Source organism: Streptomyces sp. NPDC002306, from assembly GCF_053593435.1.
This window is the reverse complement of sequence record NZ_JBSFCK010000001.1, coordinates 663,563-686,849: the sequence shown is the minus strand read 5'-3', so window position 1 is coordinate 686,849 and position 23,287 is coordinate 663,563. Positions and strand designations below refer to the sequence as shown.

19 protein-coding genes are annotated in these 23,287 nt (G+C 71.5%); 13 read left to right on the top strand and 6 right to left on the bottom strand.

Features of this window, described 5'->3' with window-relative positions:
* Nucleotides 1-15 precede the first annotated feature (15 nt).
* From ACWCQK_RS02945 to ACWCQK_RS02935, 3 genes are read left to right on the top strand one after another with little or no spacing between them, the layout of a single operon-like run.
* Nucleotides 16-933, top strand: a complete 918-nt coding sequence (locus ACWCQK_RS02945; RefSeq protein WP_451151174.1) for a glutamate ABC transporter substrate-binding protein — start codon at nt 16-18, stop codon at nt 931-933.
* On the top strand, nt 930-1,574 hold the full coding sequence (locus ACWCQK_RS02940; RefSeq protein WP_451151172.1) for an amino acid ABC transporter permease: 645 nt from the start codon (nt 930-932) through the stop codon (nt 1,572-1,574). The genes ACWCQK_RS02945 and ACWCQK_RS02940 overlap by 4 nt, the downstream gene beginning before the upstream one ends.
* Nucleotides 1,571-2,455 carry an amino acid ABC transporter permease gene (locus tag ACWCQK_RS02935; protein ID WP_451151170.1) on the top strand — a complete coding sequence of 295 codons (885 nt, stop codon included), beginning with the start codon at nt 1,571-1,573 and terminating at the stop codon, nt 2,453-2,455. Before ACWCQK_RS02940 ends, ACWCQK_RS02935 begins: the two co-directional genes overlap by 4 nt.
* 45 nt (nt 2,456-2,500) lie before the next feature.
* Here ACWCQK_RS02935 and ACWCQK_RS02930 read toward each other — a convergent pair whose 3' ends face one another.
* A complete protein-coding gene (locus ACWCQK_RS02930) occupies nt 2,501-4,069 on the bottom strand; it encodes an alpha/beta fold hydrolase (protein WP_451151168.1) in 1,569 nt (522 codons plus the stop codon).
* A gap of 115 nt (nt 4,070-4,184) precedes the next feature.
* Complete coding sequence (locus tag ACWCQK_RS02925; protein WP_451151166.1) at nt 4,185-5,003, bottom strand: hypothetical protein; 819 nt, start codon at nt 5,001-5,003, stop codon at nt 4,185-4,187.
* 153 nt (nt 5,004-5,156) lie between these two features.
* Here ACWCQK_RS02925 and ggt point away from each other — a divergent pair, with 153 nt between their 5' ends.
* Nucleotides 5,157-6,956 (top strand): gamma-glutamyltransferase, encoded by a 1,800-nt coding sequence (gene ggt / locus ACWCQK_RS02920; protein WP_451151164.1) that lies wholly within the window; start codon nt 5,157-5,159, stop codon nt 6,954-6,956.
* A gap of 69 nt (nt 6,957-7,025) precedes the next feature.
* Here ggt and ACWCQK_RS02915 read toward each other — a convergent pair whose 3' ends face one another.
* The 3 genes from ACWCQK_RS02915 to map all read right to left on the bottom strand — a co-directional run bounded on the left by ACWCQK_RS02915 (nt 7,026) and on the right by map (nt 11,118).
* A complete protein-coding gene (locus ACWCQK_RS02915) occupies nt 7,026-9,635 on the bottom strand; it encodes an ATP-dependent Clp protease ATP-binding subunit (RefSeq protein WP_451151162.1) in 2,610 nt (869 codons plus the stop codon).
* Between the two features lie 126 nt (nt 9,636-9,761).
* On the bottom strand, nt 9,762-10,313 hold the full coding sequence (locus tag ACWCQK_RS02910) for an N-acetyltransferase family protein (protein ID WP_451151160.1): 552 nt from the start codon (nt 10,311-10,313) through the stop codon (nt 9,762-9,764).
* Between the two features lie 37 nt (nt 10,314-10,350).
* Complete coding sequence (map, locus tag ACWCQK_RS02905) at nt 10,351-11,118, bottom strand: type I methionyl aminopeptidase (protein WP_451151158.1); 768 nt, start codon at nt 11,116-11,118, stop codon at nt 10,351-10,353.
* Nucleotides 11,119-11,150: 32 nt separating this feature from the next.
* Here map and ACWCQK_RS02900 point away from each other — a divergent pair, with 32 nt between their 5' ends.
* From ACWCQK_RS02900 to ACWCQK_RS02860, 9 genes are all read left to right on the top strand, one after another.
* A complete protein-coding gene (locus tag ACWCQK_RS02900; RefSeq protein WP_451151156.1) occupies nt 11,151-11,420 on the top strand; it encodes a helix-turn-helix domain-containing protein in 270 nt (89 codons plus the stop codon).
* 127 nt (nt 11,421-11,547) lie between these two features.
* Nucleotides 11,548-13,308, top strand: a complete 1,761-nt coding sequence (locus ACWCQK_RS02895; protein WP_451151154.1) for a hypothetical protein — start codon at nt 11,548-11,550, stop codon at nt 13,306-13,308.
* A 180-nt stretch (nt 13,309-13,488) separates the two neighbouring features.
* Nucleotides 13,489-14,331, top strand: coding sequence for a nitrilase-related carbon-nitrogen hydrolase (locus tag ACWCQK_RS02890; RefSeq protein ID WP_451151152.1), 843 nt, complete (start codon nt 13,489-13,491; stop codon nt 14,329-14,331).
* Nucleotides 14,328-15,611 (top strand): aspartate aminotransferase family protein, encoded by a 1,284-nt coding sequence (locus tag ACWCQK_RS02885; RefSeq protein WP_451151150.1) that lies wholly within the window; start codon nt 14,328-14,330, stop codon nt 15,609-15,611. Before ACWCQK_RS02890 ends, ACWCQK_RS02885 begins: the two co-directional genes overlap by 4 nt.
* 37 nt (nt 15,612-15,648) lie before the next feature.
* On the top strand, nt 15,649-17,202 hold the full coding sequence (locus tag ACWCQK_RS02880; RefSeq protein WP_451151148.1) for a PucR family transcriptional regulator: 1,554 nt from the start codon (nt 15,649-15,651) through the stop codon (nt 17,200-17,202).
* Between the two features lie 185 nt (nt 17,203-17,387).
* Nucleotides 17,388-18,230, top strand: coding sequence for a nitrilase-related carbon-nitrogen hydrolase (locus tag ACWCQK_RS02875; RefSeq protein ID WP_451151146.1), 843 nt, complete (start codon nt 17,388-17,390; stop codon nt 18,228-18,230).
* A gap of 100 nt (nt 18,231-18,330) precedes the next feature.
* Nucleotides 18,331-19,734 carry a dihydropyrimidinase gene (gene hydA, locus ACWCQK_RS02870; RefSeq protein WP_451151144.1) on the top strand — a complete coding sequence of 468 codons (1,404 nt, stop codon included), beginning with the start codon at nt 18,331-18,333 and terminating at the stop codon, nt 19,732-19,734.
* 11 nt (nt 19,735-19,745) lie between these two features.
* Complete coding sequence (locus ACWCQK_RS02865) at nt 19,746-20,765, top strand: TIGR03842 family LLM class F420-dependent oxidoreductase (RefSeq protein WP_451151142.1); 1,020 nt, start codon at nt 19,746-19,748, stop codon at nt 20,763-20,765.
* A 160-nt stretch (nt 20,766-20,925) separates the two neighbouring features.
* The gene (locus ACWCQK_RS02860) at nt 20,926-22,452 is read left to right on the top strand and encodes an NCS1 family nucleobase:cation symporter-1 (RefSeq protein WP_451151140.1); all 1,527 of its coding nucleotides are present in this window, start codon (nt 20,926-20,928) and stop codon (nt 22,450-22,452) included.
* 27 nt (nt 22,453-22,479) lie between these two features.
* On the opposite strand, the gene ACWCQK_RS02855 is transcribed toward ACWCQK_RS02860, so the two are convergent.
* Nucleotides 22,480-23,148 carry a hypothetical protein gene (locus tag ACWCQK_RS02855; RefSeq protein WP_451151138.1) on the bottom strand — a complete coding sequence of 223 codons (669 nt, stop codon included), beginning with the start codon at nt 23,146-23,148 and terminating at the stop codon, nt 22,480-22,482.
* Between the last annotated feature and the right edge of the window lie 139 nt (nt 23,149-23,287).

Below are 23,287 nucleotides of genomic sequence, written 5' to 3'. Positions count from 1 at the left end.
CGGGGAGCGCGACCCATGTTCCGTACCCCACGTGTGTCCGCCGCGCTGGCCGTGCTGCTCGCCCTCGTCCTGGCCGTCGCCTGCGGCAAGGAGGGCAGCCCGCCGGGCAAGGGACCCGCGGCCGAGAAGCTCCCCCACTACCAGGTGGACGAGAGGTTCCGGCTCCCGGAGTCCAGGACCTGGACCCGGGCGAAGAAGCGCGGGCACCTGGTCGTCGGCGTCAAGGAGGACCAGCCGTACCTGGGTGAGAAGGACCCGGCGACCGGCGGCTACTCCGGCTTCGACATCGAGATCGCCAGGATGATGTCCGCCTCCCTCGGCTTCGACCCGAGGACGATCCGTTTCAGGACGATCGCCTCCGCCAACCGCGAGACCGCCCTCCAGAACGGCCAGATCGACTTCTACGTCGGCACCTACACCATCAACGACAACCGCAAGAAGCTCGTCGGCTTCGCAGGCCCCTACTACCTGGCGGGACAGTCGCTGCTGGTGCGCGCCGACGAGAAGGACATCCACGGCCCGCAGGACCTGGACGGCAAGCGGGTGTGCTCGGTGACCGGTTCCACGCCGTACCAGCGCATCAAGGACGAGTTCCCGAAAGCGGTCCTCGTCGCCTACGACACCTACTCCGTCTGCGTCGACAACCTGCTCACCTACCAGGTCGACGCCGTCACCACCGACGACGCCATCCTCATCGGCTACGCGGCGAAACTGCCCCACGAGCTCAAGGTCGTCGGCAGACCCTTCTCGAAGGAGCCGTACGGCATCGGCGTCCCGCACGGCGACAACGCGCTGCGGTTCGCCCTCGACGACGCGCTGGAGGCCCGTGAGAAGAACGGTGACTGGAAGAAGGCGTACGAGGCCACCCTCGGCCTGTCCGGCGTGCCCGCGCCGAACCCGCCCCCGATCGACCGCTACCAGGCCGGCTCATGAACGTACTGACAGACAACTTCTCCCTCTACGCCGAGGGTTTCCTCGGCACGGTCGAACTCACCGTCTACGCCTCCGTGCTGGCCCTCGTCCTCGGCTTCCTCATGGCCTCCTTCCGGGTCGCGCCGGTCCGCTCGCTGCGGGTCTTCGGCACCGTGTGGGTGACCGTGCTGCGCAACACCCCGCTGACCCTGCTGTTCTTCGCGGTGCTGCTCGGACTGCCCAGGTTCGGACTGGTGCTGCCCTTCCAGCTGTTCGCCGTCCTCGCGCTGGGCTGCTACACCTCGGCGTTCGTCTGCGAGGCCCTGCGGTCCGGGATCAACACCGTGCCCAAGGGGCAGGGCGAGGCGGCCCGCAGCCTGGGGATGACCTTCGCGCAGACCCTGAACCTGGTGGTCCTGCCACAGGCGTTCCGCTCCGTGATCCCGCCGGTCGGCTCGACCCTCATCGCACTCGCCAAGAACTCCGCGATCGCGGGCGCGTTCAGCGTCACCGAGCTGCTCGGCACGTACAAGACCCTCAGCGAACTCGGCTACAACATCGTCTGGACGTTCGTCTGGATCGCCGTCGGATACCTGGTCATCACACTCGCCATCAGCGCGCTGTTCAACGTGCTGGAGAAGAAGTGGGGGGTCGCCCGTTGACACCCGCAACCGCCACCGCCCTCTACGACGTGCAGGGCCCCCGGACCCGGCGGCGGCACCGGGTCTACGGTGTCCTGTCCACCGTCGTGATCCTCGCCCTGCTCGCCTGGATCGTCCATCTCCTGTTCGCCACCGACCAGTTCACCTACACGAAGTGGATGCCCTTCGAGTACAAGGGCATCCAGGAACTCCTGCTGCGCGGTCTCGGCAACACACTGAAGGCCTTCGCCCTCGCGGCGGTCCTGTCGCTGGCACTGGGCGGCGCGCTGGCCACCGGGCGGCTGTCGGACCACCGGTGGGTGCGCCTGCCGGCCACGGTCGTGGTGGAGTTCTTCCGGGCCATGCCCGTCCTGGTGATGATCTTCTTCGTGTTCGTGGCGCTGAAGGTGCAGCCGCTGCCCGCCCTGGTCGCCGGACTGACCCTCTACAACGGCTCCGTGCTCGCCGAGGTGTTCCGCTCGGGTGTCAACTCCGTCGAACGCGGCCAGCGGGAGGCCGCGTTCGCGCTCGGCATGCGCAAATCGCAGGTCATGTCGTACGTCCTGCTGCCCCAGGCGGTGCGGGCCATGCTGCCCGCCATCATCAGCCAGCTGGTGGTGGCCCTGAAGGACACCTCGCTCGGCTTCCTGATCACCTACGAGGAGTTCCTCCACGCCGGGAAACTCATCGCCTCGAACCTCGACTACGATTTGCCGTTCATCCCCGTGGTGATGGTGATCTCACCGATCTACATCGGGATGTGCATGCTGCTCTCCTGGTTCGCCGGCTGGGTGTCCCGGCGGGAGCAGCGCAGTCCCAAGACCGAAGCCGCGCACGTCGCCGCGGCCGAACCGGGGACGCTGCTGCCGGGTGGGGAACCGCCCACGGCCCCTCGACCGTAGGGGCGGCAGCTCACAGAGCCATACCCGCCCGGCCGTGGCCGGAGATCACTGCTCGCGCAGCGGGACCGTCACGTACGACGGGTCGTCCGCCGGCGAGGAGAAGGTCAGCCGCGCGCCGGACGGGTTGTGCTCGATGTAGAGCGGGTCGACCGTGTCGACGACCAGGGCGAGCCGGTGTCCGGCCGGCACGTCGTAGGCCGTGGAGAAGAGGTCCAGGTCGAGGCCGAACGGCCGGCCGGGCGTGACGCCGTGGAAGGTGTACGGCGCGTTGCTGACCAGCTTGCCGAGGCCGAGCGCCCCCACGTCGTACAGATAGGCGACGAGGGTGCCGCTCTCCTTCGTCGGGGTGACCGTGGTGTGCAGCCGGGCGGTGCCGCGCACCCGTTGGGCGGTGGCGTATTTCTCCGACTGCCAGACGGCCGCCCAGCGGCGGGGGAGCAGCGGGATCGACGCCACCGGGGGGACCCGGGCGATCTGGTCGAGGATGCTGGACAGGAAGACGATGCCGCCGTCCGCGCCGGAGTCGACGTTCGTGTGGATCGTGGTGGTGCCCGCCAGGTCGAACTTGCGGGTGGCGGCGCCGACCGACCTCCAGTCCGGGTAGCCCTCGTAGCCGCCCGTGGAGCGGGATTTGAGCTGGACCGGCGGTTCGCGGTCGATGCCGTTGTCCTCGCCCTTGAGGTAGCGGTCGAACCAGCGTCCGGTGTCCGTCCACACGTCGTTGGGCAGGCCGAACAGTCCGGGGATCTCGGCGGTCGCGTGGTCGCCGGGGCGGAACTCCAGGCGTTTGGGGCCGGCCAGCTTCTCGTAGAAGTCCGCGTACTGGTTGGGCGGGAAGACCGTGTCGCCCCAGGTGTTGGCGAGCAGGACGGCCGTGTCGTTGTCGTTGAGCCGGTCCACGTAGGTCCCGGGGGAACGTGTCCTGCCCCAGTCGATGATCTCCTGCTCCCGGGACAGGTCGGAGGCGAAGAAGTCCGAGAAGACCCGCGCGACCTCGGGGCTCTCACGGCCGACGACCTTGCCGACGCCGTCCAGCAGGGCGGCGGCCTGGGCGTGCTGGGTGCGCTCGGAGTAGATGGAGCCGATCAGGTCCGCCCAGCCGCTGAGCGCGGCGACGGCCTTGATCCGCTTGTCGTGCGCGGCGGCGAGCAGGCTGATGCCGGCGCCGTAGGAGACCCCCGCCATGCCGATGTGCCCCGCGTCGGCGGGGGTGTTGGCGAGCGCCCAGTCGACGACCTCGGACGCGTCGGCGGTGTCGAGGGGGCCCGCCACCTCGATCCGGCCGCCCGACTGCCAGAAGCCGCGCACGTTGTAGGTGAGCACGATGTAGCCGGAGTCGGCGAGCCTGTGCGCCTGCGCGAGGTACTGGACCTGGGGCAGGCCCCAGCTCGTGGGCAGCACGATCAGCGGGTAGCGGCGGGTGCCGTCCGCGCCCGCCGGGGTGACGACGTTCGCCTTCAGGACGGTCCCGTCGCCGCCGGTGATGTCGACGAACCGGACGTCGGGGGCGGCCGCGTGCGCGGCGGGGGCGTAGCCGAGGACACCGCCGGCGATCAGGGCCGCGGAGACGGCGCTCGCCGCGGTCGTACGCAGGGCCTTGCGATGCTGTCCCACGGCTCACTCCTCACGCGCCCACTGCAAAGTGACCCGACGGTAACCTCCGCTCCTTACCGTAGGTAACCCGTCGGTAAGTTACGTGCCAGTAACGATTGTCGGGCGGCGCGTGGCCTCAGGTGGTGCGGGGCGGGGTCTTGGTGGTCCTGGGCGTCCTCGCCGGCTTGGCCGGCTTGGCGGTGTCCTCGGTGTCGCCGGCCTCGGGCTCCGCGGCCGGCAGCGGCGCCTGCGCCGCGCGCGTCACGTCGGCGACGAGTTCGACGACGTCGGGGCCGTACGCCTGCGAGTTGACCACCTTCAGCAGCAGGGCGAACGAGGCGTTGCCGTGCTTGCGGGCCAGCCGCTCGTGGTTGCGCGCGAGATAGCGGGCGGCGGCCTGGTTGGTGATGGCGCGCTGACCGCAGAAGAGGAACACCGGGCGCGACTCCTTGCGCTGGCCCGCCGTGAGCCGGGCGAGGATCACGTACTCGCTCCTGCCCGGCTCCAGCCGGTGGCGCTCGCCGCCTATCTGGAACGCGCCACGGTCCGGACCGGCCTCGGCGTCGACATTGACCCGTACCCCGGGCAGCAGCGAGGCGAGGTGGGCGGCCATGCGACGGTTGGAGCCCGGTCCGCCGACGCAGAACTCGGTGCGTTCGCCGAACCCCTGCTGGGCCGCGTCGTGCGCGACCACCTGGGCGTTCGCGTTGCAGTCCTTGATGAGCGCGGCCAGCTCCAGCAGGGCGAACACGTCGTGCCGCAGCACCGTCAGCTCGGGGCCGCCCGCCTCGCGGTTGACCACCAGCAGCGACTCGGAGTTGTCGGGCAGTCCGAAGAAGGCCTGCTTGCGCCGCAGCCGCCGCTGCCAGAGATGGGTACGGGCCAGCCAGCCGAGAGCGGCGCCGAGGCAGGCCACCGCCACCCCCGGGACGATGATGAACGCGAGGTGGGTCATGGGCGCGCATGCTAGCGGGCCCGGGTGACTGGTACGTACCGATGTTCGAAGCGTGGAGGGCGTGGAGATCGCGCCACAGCAGCCGGAATGAGACTGTTGAGGTCAGGTCAATGTCGTTACGCTGCGCGAACGGTCCCTTGACTGGAGGTGCGGATGCGTCGCCCTGTCGCGAGGAAACTGACGGTTCTGGTGGTCTCGGCCGCCGTGGTGTCGGTGGGAGCGGCGGCGCCGCCCGCCCCCGGCGGCCCGGCAGCCGGAAAGGTCCCGGTCGCCGTCGGCTACGGCGGCGCGGTCGCCAGCGTCGACGCGGACGCCTCGGCGGCCGGCATCGAGGTGCTGAGGAAGGGCGGCAACGCGGTCGACGCGGCCGTCGCCACCGCCGCCGCCCTCGGCGTCACCGAGCCCTACTCCTCCGGGATCGGCGGAGGCGGCTACTTCGTCTACTACGACGCCAGGTCCCGCACCGTGCACACCATCGACGGCCGCGAGACCGCCCCGCTGACCGCCGACTCCGGCCTCTTCCTGGAGAACGGCAAGCCGCTCGCCTTCGCCGACGCCGTCAGCAGCGGCCTGAGCGTCGGCACCCCCGGCACCCCCGCCACCTGGGCCACGGCGCTGGACAAGTGGGGCACCAGAAAGCTCGGCACGGTGCTGCGGCCCGCCGAGCGCCTCGCCCGTGACGGCTTCACCGTCGACGACACCTTCCGCAGCCAGACCGCGTCCAACGAGACCCGGTTCCGCTACTTCCCCGACACCGCCGACCTGTTCCTCCCCGGCGGCCGGCTGCCCGTGGTCGGCTCGACGTTCAAGAACCCGGACCTCGCGCGCACCTACGAGGAACTGGGCCGCAAGGGCGTCGACGCGATCTACCGCGGCGAACTCGGCAAGGACATCCTCAGGACGGTCGACAACCCGCCCGTGGACGAGGCGTCCGGCTGGAACGCCCGTCCCGGCAAGCTGTCGACCGACGACCTCGCGGTCTACCGCGCCAAGCTCCAGGCGCCCACCAGGACCTCCTACCGCGGCCTCGGCGTCTACTCCATCGCGCCCTCCTCCTCCGGCGGCACCACGGTCGGCGAGGCCCTCAACATCCTGGAGCGGACCGACCTGTCCACGGCGAGCGAGGCGCAGTACCTGCACCACTTCATCGAAGCGAGCCGGATCGCGTTCGCGGACCGCGGGCGCTGGGTCGGCGACCCCGCCTTCGAGGACGTGCCGACGAAGGACCTGCTCTCGCAGCGGTACGCCGACTCGCGCGCCTGCCTCATCAAGGACGACGCCGTCCTCACCAGCCCCGTCGCACCCGGCGACCCCCGGCACCCGGCGGCCTGCGCCGGCGGCGGCACGGCGGCCCCGACGACGTACGAGGGCGAGAACACCACGCATCTGACGGTCGCCGACAAGTGGGGCGACGTCGTCTCCTACACCCTCACCATCGAGCAGACCGGCGGCAGCGGCATCACCGTCCCCGGCCGCGGCTTCCTGCTCAACAACGAGCTGACGGACTTCTCGTTCACCCCGGCGAACCCGGCCGTGCCCGACCCGAACCTGCCGGGGCCCGGCAAGCGGCCGCGGTCGTCGATCTCCCCGACGATCGTGCTCGACCGGCACGACAAGCCGGTGGTCGCGCTCGGTTCACCGGGCGGCGCGACCATCATCACCACCGTGCTCCAGATCCTGACCGAGTTCGTCGACCGGCGCGTGCCGCTCGTCGACGCGATCGCCGCGCCGCGCGCCAGCCAGCGCAACGCGGCCCAGACCGAACTCGAACCGGGGCTCTACGACAGCCCCCTCAGGGCACAGCTCGAAGCCCTCGGGCACAGTTTCAAGCCGAACCCGGAGATCGGCGCCGCGACCGGCATCCAGCGGCTGCCGAACGGCAAGTGGCTGGCCGCCGCCGAGACCGTACGCCGGGGCGGCGGCTCGGCGATGGTGGTGCGTCCGGCGTCGTAGGCCCTGTCTGTCGTCCGTCGTGAGTGAGGCGCTCCCGCCTGGGCCGGCGGGAGCGCCTCACTCACGACCTCACGACTCCTCGGCGGGCGGCCCGGCCGCGCCCTCGGCGCTCCTCGCCGCGGACGCGGCCGTCTCGGACGGCGCGTCCTGCGCGTCGCGCGCGTGGAAGTCGAGCTGTCCGTCCGCCACGTCCACCGTCACCCGGCTGCCGTGCCCGATCCGGCCGTCCAGGAGCAGCCGGGACATCCGGTTGTCGACCTCGCGCTGGATGGTGCGGCGCAGCGGCCGGGCGCCGTACTCGGGCTGGTAGCCGCGCCCGGCGAGCCAGTCGACGGCCGCGTCCGTGAACTCCACCCCGATACCCTGCGCGTGCAGCAGCCGGCGGGTCTTCTCCAGCAGCAGGTCGGTGATCTTCCGCAGCTGCTCGGTGCTGAGCTGGCGAAAGACCACGATCTCGTCGATGCGGTTGAGGAACTCCGGCCGGAAGTGCTCACGCAGCGGGCGCAGGATCCGCTCCCGGCGCGCCTCCTCGTCGGCGTCGCCCCCGCCCGCCCCGAACCCGATGCCGGAGCCACGCCGGGTGATGACCTCCGAGCCGAGGTTGCTCGTCATCACGATCACGGTGTTGGTGAAGTCGACCGTGCGGCCCTGGGAGTCCGTGAGCCGTCCGTCGTCCAGCACCTGGAGCAGGATGTTGAAGATGTCCGGATGCGCCTTCTCGACCTCGTCCAGCAGGAGCAGCGAGTACGGGTGCCTGCGCACCACCTCGGTGAGCTGACCGGCCTCCTCGTGACCGACGTATCCGGGCGGGGCGCCGACCAGCCGGCTGACCGTGTGCCGTTCCTGGTACTCGCTCATGTCGAGCCGCACCATCCGGTCCTCGCTGCCGAACAGCGCCTCGGCGAGCGCACGGGCGAGCTCCGTCTTGCCGACGCCGGTCGGACCGAGGAACAGGAAGCTGCCGATCGGCCGGTCCGGACTGGAGAGTCCGGCGCGTGAGCGCATGACCGCCTCGGAGACCGCCGCCACCGCCTCGTTCTGGCCGATCACCCGATGGTGCAGATGCTGTTCCAGGCCGAGCAGGCGTTCCTTCTCCTCCTCGGTGAGCCGGCTGACCGGGATGCCGGTCTGCCGGGACACCACCTCGGCGATCGCCTCCGCCGTCACCTCCAGCTGCCCCTCGTCGGCCGCGTCGTCGCCGCTGGCCGCGCTGATCCGCCGCTTCAACTCACCGATACGGTCGCGAAGTTGCGTCGCCTGCTCGTACTCCTCGTCGGCGACCGCCTGCCCCTTGTCCCGGGTGAGCTGTTCCAGCTCGTGCTCCATGGTCCGTACGTCCGTGCCCTTCGTGCGGGCGCCGAGCCGCACCCGGGCACCGGCCTGGTCGATCAGGTCGATGGCCTTGTCGGGCAGCCGACGGTCGGTGAGGTAGCGGTCGGACAGCTCCACGGCCGCCACCAGCGCCTCGTCGGTGTAGCGGACCTGGTGGTGGGCCTCGTAGCGGTCACGCAGTCCGCGCAGGATCTCGATCGCGTCCGCGATGGTCGGCTCGGGCACCAGGATCGGCTGGAACCGCCGGGCCAGCGCCGCGTCCTTCTCGATCCGCCGGTACTCCTCCAGCGTGGTGGCGCCCACGATGTGCAGCTCGCCGCGGGCCAGGGCCGGCTTGAGGATGTTGCCCGCGTCCATCGCCCCGCCCTCGCCGCCCGCCCCGGCGCCGACGACGGTGTGCAACTCGTCGATGAAGACGATCAGTTCGTCGGAGTGCGCGCTGATCTCGTTGACGATGTTGTTCATCCGCTCCTCGAAGTCGCCGCGGAAACGGGTGCCGGCGACCACGCCGGTCAGGTCCAGGGCGACCACCCGGCGGCCGGTGAGCACGTCCGGCACGTCCCCCTCGGAGACGCGCTGCGCGAGCCCCTCCACGATGGCGGTCTTGCCGACGCCCGCGTCACCGATGAGCACCGGGTTGTTCTTGCCGCGCCGCGAGAGCACCTCGATGGTCTGCTCGATCTCGTCGTCCCGGCCGATCACCGGGTCGATACGGCCCTGCCGGGCCATGTCGGTGAGATCCCGGCCGTACTTGTCGAGGGTCGGCGTCGGGCTGGGCCGGGGGTGCTCGGTGCTCGGCTGGGCCCCGTCGGGCGCCTCGGGCGGCAGGCCGCTGGGAGCGAAGTGGGCCGAGTTGAGGATGTGCCCGGCGGCGGAGTCGGGGTTCGCGGCCAGCGCGTTGAGCACGTGCTCGGGACCGATGTACCCGGTGCCCCCGGCCCGGGCCAGCTCGTGCGCGTCCAGCAGGGCCCGCTTGACGGCCGGCGTCAACGACAGCGAGGTGGGCGGCGGGGCCTCGCCCGGCGGGTGCTGGACCGGGCCTGACCGGTCGTCGATCTCCGTCGCCAGGGAGTCGGGGTCCGCGCCGGAGCGGCTGAGCAGGCTCCGGGTGGGCTCGGCGGCGAGCGCGGCGCGCAGCAGGTGCTGCGTGTCCAGATCCCGGCTGCCGTGCTCGGCGGCGTACTGGGCGGCGCCGCGCACCAGATCGCGCGCCGACTGGCTCAGCAGCCGGCCGATGTCGACCTGCCGGGGACCGGGGCGCGGTCCGCCGAAGAAGCGTGCGAGGAATTCTCCGAAGGGGTCCGGGTCGTATCCTTCCGGTCCCGATCCCGTGAAGCCGCTGGTCATGGCGTTCCGTTCCGGCGACCCGATGGGGTCCCCCGGTCCGGGCGGAGCCGGGAACCCGGGGGAGTACCGGGACGCGCTCGCTGATCGACGTGCCCGTCCGGACGCGGGTGCCCGAACGCGGCCGGCCTAGGACTGCGGAGCGTCCTGTGCGTCCGCTGCCGTCAGGCGGCCCACCAGGGCGGCGGGCCAGGTGTACTCGATCTCGTCCAGCACGAGGCCCGAGGCCAGTCGCAGCGGGCGCTCGGCCGTGCGCAGGCCGCCCTGGCGCTCGTAGAACACGATCGCACGATCGTTGCCTCGCAGCACCTCCAGGAAGACGTCCCGGCCGGGGAACGCCGCGGCGGCCCAGGCGAGGCCGCGGCGCAGCAGGAGACGGCCGAGACCGGTGCCGACGCGGCCGGGCCGCACATGCAGGTTGTCGAGGTGGACCCGTCCGTCCCGCGCGGTGCGCAGGTGGACGAAGCCGCAGAGCTCGCCCCGCTCCTCGGCGAGCAGCAGACACCGACCGGCCGCCGGGGCGGCGGCCGTGCGCGAGCGCCACTTCTCGCGATGCTCCTCGGCCAGCGGTCCGTACAGGTAGGCCGCGGGCATCAGCCCGGCGTAGGCGCTGCGCCAGCTGGCCGTGTGCAGCTCGGCGACGCGCTCGGCGTCGGCGGGGGTGCCGGGGCGGACGCGCAAGGGGACCCCTCCGATCGGACCGCCCGACGGCGGTCGGTCAGCGGGCCGTCAGGACGCGGGGGCCCGCATCCGTGATGGCCACCGTGTGCTCGACGTGGGCCGCGCGCGAGCCGTCGTTGGTGCGCAGGGTCCAGCCGTCGGCGGCCGCGTGGTAGTCGTCCCGCCCACTCGCGACGACCATCGGTTCGATCGCCAGGACCATGCCGTGACGCAGGCGGAGACCGCGCCCGGGGCGGCCCTCGTTCGGCACGGGCGGGTCCTCGTGCATACGGCGGCCGATGCCGTGGCCGCCGAAGTCCTCCGGGACCCCGTACCCGGCGGCCCGGCACACCGAACCGACCGCGTGCGCGATGTCGCCGATGCGGTTGCCGACGACGGCCGCCTCGATGGCCGCCGCCAGGGCCCGCTCGGCGGTCTCGATCAGCCGGACGTCCGCCGGGCGCGGGGTGCCCACCGTGAAGCTGATCGCCGAGTCGCCCACCCAGCCGTCGAGTTCGGCCCCGAAGTCGGCGGAGAGGAGGTCGCCCTCGCGCAGCCGGTAGCCGGTCGGGATCCCGTGCACGATCGCGTCGTTCACGGAGGCGCACAGGACGGCGGGGAACGGCGTGGGCGCGAAGGAGGGCCGGTAGCCCAGGAACGGCGAGGTCGCGCCCGCCGCGCGCAGCACGTCGTGCGCCAGCGCGTCCAGCTCCAGCAGGGAGACGCCCACGTCGGCGGCCTCGCGCACCGCTGTCAGGGCCCGTGCGACGACCTGGCCGGCCTCGTACATGGCGTCGATCGATGTGTCCGTCTTCAGTTCCACCATGCCAATTACTATACCGGTATTAGAATGGGGGGATGGTACGTACCCCGCTGACCCCCGAAGAGCGCGAACGCGGCGAACGGCTCGGCCGGCTGCTGCGTGAGGCCCGCGGCGAGCGCAGCATGACGTCGGTCGCGGCCGGCGCCGGCATCTCCGCCGAGACGCTCCGCAAGATCGAGACCGGTCGGGCGCCCACCCCGGCGTTCTTCACGGTGGCCGCGCTGGCCCGCGCGCTCGGCCTGTCGATGGACGAGCTGGCCCAGCTGTGCACTCCGGCCGGGGTGCTCGGTGGGCCCGGGGGCTGACGCGGGGGGCGCGCTCCGTGATCGCGGAGGCGCACTGCGTCCACTCCGAAAACTCCCCGTAGTCGTTCTGTAACACGGCTGGTGTTTCCTGCGAGACGGAGTATTCCGGTCTGGCGGGAGTTGGGCGATGGCAGTGGATCAACTCCCCGCCCCGGTGTGGGAGTTCGCGAAGTTCCTGGACGGTCTGCTGGCCCGCCTGGATCAGGACGGCGGCTGGTGCGCGGTGTTCTGGCGGCGCGATCCCGACGGCATGCGGGCCTGCCTCGACGGGCGTGAGGTGCCGCCCTGGGACGTGGTGGAAGCACTCCTGCACGACCTCGCCGTCGGATACGGACCGGAGGTCGCCGGGGCCGAGACGGAACGGGCCCGCGCCCTGCACGCCGTCGCGCTGGCCGCGTACGACGCCCGTCCCGGCGGCCGGGACGCCCTCGGCGACCGGCTCGACGTGCTGCTCCGCGAGCAGCGCTACACCGCCGAACGACAGGCCGAACTGGGCCGCTCGCTCGCCTCAGCCGCCGCCGGGGAGCAGGCGGACGCGGTCCGCCTCGACCTCGCCTGGGCCCGGGACGACCACGAACGGGCCATCGCCCGGTGCGCCGAACTCCGCGACCGCATGGCCGAGTTGGACCGGCGGGGAGTGGGCGGCCAGGTGTGGGGGGCTCCGGTCGTCCGCCGGCCGGACGCGGACGCGTCCGCCGGGTTCTACGCCGACGACGCGTACAGGTCCGGGGGGTACGACACCGGCGACGCGGAGACGCCAGGGGGGTACGACGCCGAGGAAGCGTACGTGTCCGGGGGATACGACGCCTGCGACGCCGAAGCGTCCGCCGGGTACCACGCCGAAGCGGGCCGCGCGCACACCACCGACTCCCGGTCCGTGCCTCATCAGCATCAGCATCAGCGCGGCGCGCCGGGTGCCGACCCCTCCGGCCGGGGTGCCCCGAGCCCGGGACACCCCGTCCACGGCGCGGCTCCCGGCGCGCACGACGGCCCCGGCGCCCCCCGTTCCGACCGTCACGCCCCCGTCGCCCCCGGCCCCGCGTACGGCGCCCACGCGTCCGTCAGCGCCGCCGCCCCGCTCCCCGCCGCCCCTCCGCCCGCCGAGACCGCTCAGGACCCGGCTCCCGGCCCCGCCCCGGCTCCCGCTCCCGCCAAGCAGCGCAAGCGACGCCGTGGCAGTGCCCGGTTCGCCGGGATGGCCGAGGAGGAGGCCGCGCCCGCCGTCGTACCGCCTGACGCCGTACCGGACCTGCCCGCGCCCGCTCCCGCCGCGGCCGGTCGCACCCGGCGCGGAGCACGGTTCGCGGGGGCCGCCGACGTGGTGCGGCGGACGGAGCCGGAGGCCGGGCCGCCGGACGCGGCGGCCGGACGGGAGACCGCCGAGACGGTGCGCAGGCTGGTGGAGCTGCGCGCCGGGGGGCGCAGCGGCGAGGCGCACGCCCTGCTGGTGGAGATCGCCTACTGGCCCGCCCCCCGGTTCCCGTTGCTCGCGGCCGAGTTCCAGCACGCCGGGCTCGGCGCCGACTGGGCGACGCTGCTGTGGGAGGCCGCCTCGCTGCCCGCCGACCGGCTGGTCGCCGCCGCCGACGCCCTGGTCACGGCCGGGCGCACCGGTGACGGCGAGCAGATCCTGCGCCAGGGTGTCGCCCGCCCCGCCACCGAGATCGGCGAGGCCGTGCTCGTCCTGGCCGAGGAGGGCCGCCGGCGCGAGGCCGGCGCACTCCTCGACGCCTATGTCCGCGTCCGCACCCCCGAGGAGGCGGCCCGCAGCGTCGCGCCGGACCCGCAGACGCTCCTGCCGCTGCTGCTGGCGGCGGCCCGGGGCGTCTCGGACGAACGGCACTGGGACCTGGTGCACGCCCTGCGCGTGGCCGGCTTCACCGCCTGAGCCGTCGGCCGCGAACACCTGGTCGGCCCAGCGACTCACCCACAGGAGTGTGAAACGCGATCGACTTCGCGGGTTGACGACGATGGTCTTGGCAAGGCCGTCCAGGAGGCTTACGTTCGTCCCTCTACGGCCTGCGTCTACGGGCGTAGAGGCTCTGACGTCCCGTCGAAGGAGCAGCTCATGGCCCACGTCGTACGAGCCGCACTGGTCCAGGCCACCTGGACCGGCGATACCGAGTCCATGGTGGCGAAACACGAGGAACACGCGCGCGAGGCGGCCCGTCAGGGCGCCCAGGTCATCGGGTTCCAGGAAGTGTTCAACGCCCCCTACTTCTGCCAGGTCCAGGAACCGGAGCACTACCGCTGGGCCGAACCGGTCCCCGACGGGCCGACCGTGAACCGTATGCGGGCACTCGCCCGCGAGACCGGCATGGTGATCGTCGTCCCGGTCTTCGAGATCGAGCAGTCCGGCTTCTACTACAACACCGCGGTCGTGATCGACGCCGACGGCACCGTCCTCGGCAAGTACCGCAAGCACCACATCCCGCAGGTCAAGGGCTTCTGGGAGAAGTACTACTTCAAGCCGGGCAACGTGGGCTGGCCCGTCTTCGACACGGCCGTGGGGAAGATCGGCGTCTACATCTGCTACGACCGCCACTTCCCCGAGGGCTGGCGCCAACTCGGCCTGAACGGCGCCCAGCTCGTGTACAACCCGTCGGCGACCTCGCGCGGGCTCTCGGCCTACCTGTGGCAGCTGGAGCAGCCCGCCGCCGCCGTCGCCAACGAGTACTTCATCGCCGCGATCAACCGGGTCGGCCAGGAGGAGTACGGCGACAACGACTTCTACGGCACGAGCTACTTCGTGAACCCGCGCGGCCAGTTCGTGGGCGACGTCGCCAGCGACACCAAGGAGGAACTCGTCGTCCGGGACCTGGACTTCGACCTGATCGAGGAGGTCCGGCAGCAGTGGGCCTTCTACCGCGACCGCCGGCCCGACGCCTACGAGGGGCTGGTGCAGCCGTGAACGATCTCTACGCCCGTCACCGCAACGTCCTGCCGGACTGGCTGGCCCTCTACTACGAGGAGCCGCTGGAGATCACCCACGGCGAGGGCCGGTACGTCTGGGACGCCGACGGCAACCGCTACCTCGACTTCTTCGGCGGCATCCTGACCACGATGACCGCGCACGCCCTGCCCGAGGTGACGAAGGCGGTCAGTGAGCAGGCCGGCCGGATCATCCACTCCTCCACGCTCTACCTCAACCGGCCGATGGTCGAACTCGCCGAACGCATCGCCCAGGTGAGCGGCATCCCGGACGCCCGGGTCTTCTTCACCACGTCCGGTACCGAGGCCAACGACACCGCCCTGCTGCTGGCGACCACCTACCGGCGCGCCAACACCGTGCTGGCGATGCGCAACAGCTACCACGGCCGCTCCTTCAGCACGGTCGGCATCACCGGCAACCGCGGCTGGTCCCCGACCTCCCTGTCACCGCTGCAGACGCTGTACGTCCACGGGGGCGTGCGCACCCGCGGCCCGTTCGCGCATCTCGGTGACGGCGAGTTCATCGCCGCCTGCGTCGCGGACCTCAGGGACCTGCTGGGCCACACCCGGCCGCCCGCCGCGCTGATCGCCGAGCCCATCCAGGGCGTCGGCGGCTTCACCTCGCCGCCCGACGGCCTGTACGCCGCCTTCCGCGAGGTGCTCGCGGAGCACGGCGTCCTGTGGATCGCCGACGAGGTGCAGACCGGCTGGGGACGCACCGGCGAGCACTTCTGGGGCTGGCAGGCACACGCCGACAACGGGCCGCCGGACATCGTCACCTTCGCCAAGGGCATCGGCAACGGCACCTCCATCGGCGGGGTCGTCGCCCGCGCCGAGATCATGAACTGCCTGGACGCCAACAGCATTTCGACGTTCGGCGGCACCCAGGTCACCATGGCGGCCGGGCTCGCCAACCTCGGCTACCTCCTCGAACACGACCTCCAGGGCAACGCCCGGCGCGTCGGCGGACTGCTCATCGAACGGCTGCGGACCGCAGGCGCCCAGCTGCCGGGGGTACGCGAAGTACGCGGCCGGGGGCTGATGATCGGCATCGAGCTGGTCAAGCCGGGCACCGACGAGGCCGATCCGCGGGCGGCCGCCGCCGTGCTCGAAGCGGCTCGCGAGGACGGCCTCCTCATCGGCAAGGGTGGCGGCCACGACACCAGCGCCCTGCGCGTCGCGCCGCCGCTGTCCCTGAGCGTCGCGGAGGCCGAGGAGGGCGCCGCGATCCTCGAACGCGCCCTGCGGAGCGCCTGGTGACGGGCCTCCGGTAACGCCACAGCAAGGGAACACCGCCATGACCACCGCCTTGGAACCCGCTCTGTCGGTCCGCCAGGTCCTCACCCTGGAACGGGTGCTCGCCGGGGAGCCCGAGGTGGTGGCCGGCGCGGCCCAGCTCGACCGGCCCGTGCGCTGGGTGCACGTCGCCGAGGCCGCCGACGTCGGCGTGATGCTCAGCGGCGGCGAGATGGTACTGACCACCGGAGTGCTCCTCGCCGGGGACGAGGACCTCCAGGCCGAGTACATCCGGTCCCTGCACCGGGCGGAGGCGGCGGCCGTGGTCCTCGGACTCGGCCGTGCCTTCCCGGCCCCGCCGGAGGTGATGCGCCGCGCGGCCGAACGCTGCGGGCTGCCCATGGTGGTGCTCCACCGGCCCTTCCCCTTCGTCGAACTGACCGAGGAGGTCCAGTCCCGGCTGGTCCGGCGGAAGTTCGCCGCGGTCAGCCTCTCCGAGGCCGTCCGCACGGCCCTCACCCGGCTCATCACCGCGGGCGCCCCGCTGCAACGCCTCCTCGACGAGGTCGCCCAGCACAGCGCCTGCCCCGTCGTCGTCACCAACCTCGCCCACCGCGTCCTGGCCACCGCGGGCGAGCGGCCGGCCGTGGACGACGTGCTGCGTGACTGGGAGCGCATCTCCCGGCAGGCCGGCGGCAGCGCGGGGGACGGCTGGGTCCGCGCCGAGCTGGGCGGGCGCGGTGAGCGGTGGGGCGGGATCGTGCTGTGTGGCTACCGCGGCGACGGCGCCACGGGGCGGCTGCTCGCCGACCGCGCCGCCGAGGCACTCGTCCTGCACCGCATGCTCGGCGGCGGCTCCGCGCACACCTGGGAGGAGCAGTCCGCGCAGAGCCTGATGACCGACCTCGTCGACGGCGGTGTACCGGCCAGGCAACTGCTGCCCCGGGCACGGGCCGCCGGACTGCCCGTCAACCGGCGCACCTTCGTCCCGCTGGTCGTGCGCGATGGCGACCCGGGCCAACTCGACCGCGTGCTCAGACTCCTGGGGCTCCCCGGCCTGGTCGCCGAGCTGACCGAGGGAGTCACCGCCGTCCTGCTGAGCCTCGCGCGCGATCAGGACGCCGAGGCGCTCGCGGCGCACTTCGCGGCCCGGCTGCGCACCGAGTCGGGCGTGGCCCGTACGGTCGCCGCCGCCGACGGACGGATCGCCTGGGACGACGTGCCCGCCGGACTGCGCGAGGCCCGGCATGTCGCCGACGCGGTGGCCGACTCCGCCGCCGCCCTCGACCTGCCGGCCGTCGTCCGGCTGCGGGACGTGCATCTGCGCGGCCTGATCAGGCTGTTGCGCGACGACCCGCAGGTGCAGTCGTTCGCGGAGCGGGAGCTGGACGGGCTGCTGCGCGCGGCGGACGAGGACCTGCTGTCCGTGCTGCGGACCTATCTCGCCACCGGCCGCAACAAGTCCCGTACCGCCCAGCTCCATCACGTCTCCCGGCCCGCGCTCTACCGGCGCCTGGAGGCCATACAGGCCCGGCTCGGCGTCGACCTCGACGACTTCGAGCAGGCGGTCTCGGTGCACATCGCGCTGCTGGCGCATGACGCGCAACAGGGCTGAAACATGGGACGACCTGGGGGAACGGCGGTGAAACATGGGGCGACGCACGCGTGACACGGTGACACGCCACGGGCCCTCGGACGTGACACCGTGCCACTCAAAGCGGATCTCCGGCCTTTCTAGGCTCCTGGTGCGGGCGGCGCACGCGTCGTCCGCGTCAGCGCACCGAGCGACCGGAGGTCCCGATGAGCACAGTGATCCGTGCCGCCCTCTTCCAGACCGCCTGGACCGGCGACAAGGAGTCGATGATCCAGGTACACGAGCAGGCGGCTCGCGACGCGGCCGCGCAGGGTGCCCAAGTCCTGTGCTTCCAGGAGCTGTTCTACGGCCCGTACTTCTGCCAGGTCCAGGACAAGGCGTTCTACGCGTACGCCGAACAGATCCCCGACGGCCCGATCGTCCGGCGTTTCCAGGCGCTCGCCAGGGAACTGGGCATCGTGCTGGTCCTGCCGATGTACGAGGAGGAACAGCCCGGCGTCCTCTACAACACCGCCGCCGTGATCGACGCGGACGGCTCCTACCTGGGCAAGTACCGCAAGCACCACATCCCGCAGGTCCCCGGCTTCTGGGAGAAGTTCTACTTCCGCCCGGGGAACAGCGGTTGGCCGGTCTTCGAGACGGCCGTCGGGAAGATCGGCGTCTACATCTGCTACGACCGGCACTTCCCGGAGGGCTGGCGGGCACTGGGACTGGCCGGAGCGGAGATCGTCTTCAACCCGTCGGCGACCTCGCGCGGCCTGTCGGCCTACCTGTGGCAGCTGGAACAGCCCGCCGCCGCCGCGGCCAACGAGTACTTCGTCGGCGCCATCAACCGGGTCGGCGTCGAGGAACTCGGCGACAACGACTTCTACGGCACCTCGTACTTCGTCGACCCGGAGGCCCAGTTCGTCGGCGAGCCGGCCGGCGACAAGGAGACCGAGCTGGTCGTGCGCGACCTCGACCTGGCCACACTGCGCGAGGTGCGCGACCGCTGGCAGTTCTACCGCGACCGTCGTCCCGACGCGTACGCGCCGCTGACCGCTCCCTAGGCACCGACCGCGGCGGGCCCGCCGGTCCGGCGCGCGCAGCGGACCGGCGGCACCGACCGACCCGCACGACACGAGAGTTGAACACGGCAGGAGAGGGAGCATGAGCAGCCGAACCGTCATCCGCGGCGGTCTCGTCATCACCGCGTCCGACGAGATCCACGCCGACGTCCTGATCGAGGACGGCCGTATCGCCGCCCTCGCCGCCTCCGGCACCCCGGCCGCCGAGGCCTGGACGGCCGACCGGGTCCTCGACGCGACCGGGAAGTACGTGATCCCGGGCGGCGTCGACGCCCACACCCACATGGAACTGCCGTTCGGCGGCACGTTCGCCTCCGACACCTTCGAGACCGGCACCCGGGCCGCCGCCTGGGGCGGCACGACGACCATCGTCGACTTCGCGGTGCAGAGCGTCGGACACACCCTGCGCGAGGGTCTGGACACCTGGCACGCCAAGGCCGAGGGCAACTGCGCCATCGACTACGGCTTCCACATGATCGTCTCGGACGTGAACCAGGAGACGCTCAAGGAGATGGACCTGCTGGTCCAGGAGGGCATCACCTCCTTCAAGCAGTTCATGGCCTACCCGGGCGTCTTCTACAGCGACGACGGCCAGATCCTGCGCGCCATGCAGCGCTCCGCCGAGAACGGCGGCCTGATCATGATGCACGCCGAGAACGGCATCGCCATCGACGTGCTCGTCGAACAGGCACTGGCGCGCGGCGAGACCGACCCGCGCTACCACGGCGAGGTCCGCAAGGCCCTCTTGGAGGCCGAGGCCACCCACCGCGCCATCAAACTCGCCCAGGTCGCCGGCGCCCCGCTGTACGTCGTGCACGTCTCCGCGCAGGAGGCCGTCGCGGAGCTGGCCCGGGCCCGCGACGAGGGCCTGAACGTCTTCGGCGAGACCTGCCCCCAGTACCTGTTCCTGTCCACGGACAACCTCGCCGAGCCCGACTTCGAGGGCGCGAAGTACGTGTGCAGCACGCCCCTGCGCCCCAAGGAGCACCAGGCGGCGCTCTGGCGGGGGCTGCGCACCAACGACCTCCAGGTGGTCTCCACCGACCACTGCCCCTTCTGCTTCGAGGGGCAGAAGGAACTCGGCCGGGGCGACTTCTCGAAGATCCCCAACGGTCTGCCGGGCGTCGAGAACCGCATGGACCTGCTCCACCAGGCCGTCGTCGACGGGCACATCTCGCGCCGCCGCTGGATCGAGATCGCCTGCGCCACACCGGCCCGGATGTTCGGCATGTACCCGAAGAAGGGGACCATCGCCCCGGGCGCCGACGCCGACGTCGTCATCTACGACCCGCAGGCCGAGCAGGTGCTCTCCGCCGAGACGCACCACATGAACGTCGACTACTCCGCCTACGAGGGCAGGCGCACCACCGGCCGGGTGGAGACCGTCCTGTCGCGGGGCGAGTTCGTGATCGACGGGCGGGAGTACACCGGACACGCCGGTCATGGTGTCTACACCCCGCGCTCCACCTGTCAGTACCTCAACTAGGAGTGGCGCTCATGGACTTCGGACTCGTCCTCCAGACGGACCCGCCCGCCTCGCGGGTCGTCAGCCTGATGAAGCGCGCCGAGCGCAACGGGTTCTCCCACGGCTGGACCTTCGACTCCGCCGTGCTGTGGCAGGAGCCGTTCGTCATCTACAGCCAGATCCTCGCCAATACGTCGAAGCTGACGGTCGGCCCGATGGTCACCAACCCCGGCACCCGCACCTGGGAGGTCACCGCCTCCACCTTCGCCACCCTGAACGACATGTTCGGCAACCGCACGGTGTGCGGTATCGGGCGCGGCGACTCCGCGATGCGGGTTGCCGGCCGCAAGCCCAACACCCTCGCCCGCATCAGCGAGGCCATGAAGGTCATCCGCGCGCTGGGCCGGGGCGACGAGGCCGACCTCGGCGGCACGGTCGTCAGGTTCCCATGGATCAAGCCGGGCGCCGACCTCCCGGTGTGGATGGCCGCGTACGGACCCAAGGCCCTGAAGATGACCGGCGAGGAGGCCGACGGGTTCATCCTCCAGCTCGCCGACCTCTACCTCACCGAGTACATGGTCAAGGCGGTGAAGGACGCGGCCGTCGCCGCCGGACGCGACCCGTCCGACGTCAAGATCTGCGTCGCCGCCCCCGCGTACGTCACCGAGGACGACTCGCCGGAGGCGCTCGCCCACGCGCGCGACCAGTGCCGCTGGTTCGGCGGGATGGTCGGCAACCACGTCGCCGACCTGGTCGCCAAGTACGGCGAGCACTCCGCCGCCGTCCCCGACGAACTCACCGACTACATCAAGGCCCGGGAGGGCTACGACTACGCGCACCACGGACGCAGCGACAATCCCGACACCCGGTTCGTGCCCGACGAGATCGTCGACCGGTTCTGTCTGATCGGCCCGGTCGAGACACACGTCGAGAAGCTGAACGCGCTGCGTGAACTGGGCGTCGACCAGTTCGCCGTCTACGACATGCACGACGCCCAGGAGACCGTGATCGACGCCTACGGATCGAAGGTGATCCCGGCCGTCAACGGCTGACGTCCCGCAGCCGCCCACCCCTATGAACTCCCCCTTTCCGCCGGTGCGGAAGGGGGGCCCAGGGCACCCGGAGCCCGTATCTCCGCTCCCTCCGGGGCGCACCCCCCTCGGCGCCGACCCGCACGGCCTCTCCCGTCCCGTCTCATCGATTGGCCTGCCCATGACCGACACCGCACCCGCGGCCATACCGCCGACCTCCCAAGTCACTCTCGCCGACGGCCGGGTGGAGCTCGCCCCCGGCGCGCCGCCGCCCAGCGGCCCGTACGCCAACGAGGACCTGCTGCCGGTCCCCGTCGAGAAGCGGACCTGGACCACGTACAACTTCTCCGCGCTGTGGGTCGGCATGGCCCACAACACGGCGTCCTGGACACTGGCCTCCGGTCTGATCGCCGTCGGCATGGACTGGAAGCAGGCGGTGTTCACCATCGCCCTGGCCAACCTGATCGTGCTGGTGCCGATGCTGCTCACCGGGCACGCGGGACCCAAGTACGGCATCCCGTTCCCCGTCTTCGCCCGTGCCTCCTTCGGTGTGCGCGGCGCCAACCTCCCCGCTGTCGTACGGGCGTTGGTGGCATGCGGCTGGTTCGGCATCCAGACCTGGATCGGCGGCGAGGCGATCTTCTTCCTCGCGGGCAAGCTCATCGGCGACAGCTGGGCCGGCGCCTCGCACATCGGCGGCTACCCCTGGACCATGTGGCTGTCGTTCGCGATCTTCTGGGCGATCCAGGTCGCCGTCATCTACCGGGGCATGGAGACGATCCGCCGTTTCGAGAACTGGGCCGCGCCCTTCGTCCTCGTCGGCGCGTTCGTGATGCTGTGGTGGATGAGCGACAAGGCGGGCGGCTTCGGCCCGCTGTTCGACCAGCCGTCGAAGCTGGGCTGGGGCGCCGACTTCTGGAAGCTGTTCGCGCCGTCCCTCATGGGCATGATCGGCTTCTGGTCCACGCTGTCGCTGAACATCCCCGACTTCACCCGCTACGGCAAGAGCCAGAAGGCCCAGACATGGGGACAGGCTCTAGGGCTTCCGACGACGATGACGCTGTTCGCCTTCCTGTCGGTGCTGGTCACCTCGGGCTCGCAGGCCGTCTACGGCGAGGCGGTCTGGGACCCGGTACAGCTGGCCGCCAAGACCGACAACGTCGTGGGACTGCTCTACGCGCTGGTCACCGTGCTGGTGGCGACCCTGTCCGTGAACATCGCGGCCAACCTGGTCTCCCCGGCCTTCGACTTCTCCAACATCGCGCCCCGGCGGATCAGTTTCCGCGCCGGAGCACTCGCCACCTGCGTCCTCGGTGTGCTGATCTTCCCGTGGAAGCTGTACTCCGACCCGCAGGGCTACATCTTCACCTGGCTCGGTCTGGTCGGCGGTCTGCTCGGCACGGTCGCCGGCATCCTCATCGCCGACTACTGGATCCTGCGCCGCGGCCGGCTCGACCTCACCGACCTGTATTCCACGGGCGGCCGCTACTGGTACGACGGCGGCTGGAACTGGCGGGCCGTCGTCGCCTTCGTGGTCGGCGGCGTCCTCGCCGTCGGCGGCGCCAGCTTCAAGCCACTGATCGACGGGCGGCCCGTCCCGGCGCTGGAACCGCTGGCCGACTACGGCTGGGCGGTCGGCCTGGGCACGTCGATGCTGCTCTACCTCGTGCTGATGCTGCTCAGGGGCCGACAGGAGCGTACCGTCTGACGCGCGGCCCGGGGGGCGGTCGCGGGCTCAGGCCTTCTGACCGCCCTCCAGGGCCTTCATCGCGTCCTTGGCCGCCTTGATGGCACCCTTGTTGATCTCGTCCGTGCCCGGCGCCTTCTTCGTCTCGAAGTCGCTGCCGTTGTAGGTGATGACCACCAGCGCGTTGGACGCGCGGACGATGACCTCGCCCTCGCGCGTCTGCTGCTTGTCCTCGGTGGTGAGGTTCACGATCGAGTAGGCGGTGTCACCGAGACCCGGGACATCCCCTCCACCGCTTTTGTCCGTGATGCGAGCCTTGTACGTCTTCTCCGCCGCCGCTTCCGATTCGGTGATCTCGAAGGAGACGTCCAGCCAGCGGTAGTCGAACCCCTTGAGCGCGTTCCAGGAGCAGGTGCGGCGGGCCTTCGTGTCCGTCGACGGTATTTCCTTGCCGTCCGTCTTGGCGCCCGGCACCAGCGCCTTGATCGTCGTGGTGGTCACGCTCGTGCACGGGGCGGGAGCGGCGGAGTACGACTTCGACGCGGCCGTCGACGACGGCGCGGAGGCGGTCGCGGTGGGCGTCTTCCGGTTCGGCTCGTGCTCGGCGGCCGGCGTGGGGGCGAACGGTCCGGACGCCAGCGACCAGCCGGCGGCGGCGAGCACGACGACCGGCGACAGACGCGCGGTGAGGGCGAGCGGCAGTGGCAGAGAACGCAAGGCGCACTTCTCGTGGGGGTCGGTGCGGAGGGTGTCCACACTGGGGACGGGACGCCAGTGTCACACGGCTGAGTGTGGGGCGGAAGTGCGAACTCGCTGCGTACTCGCGCGGTCACAGCAGCCGTCGACTCCTGCGTCG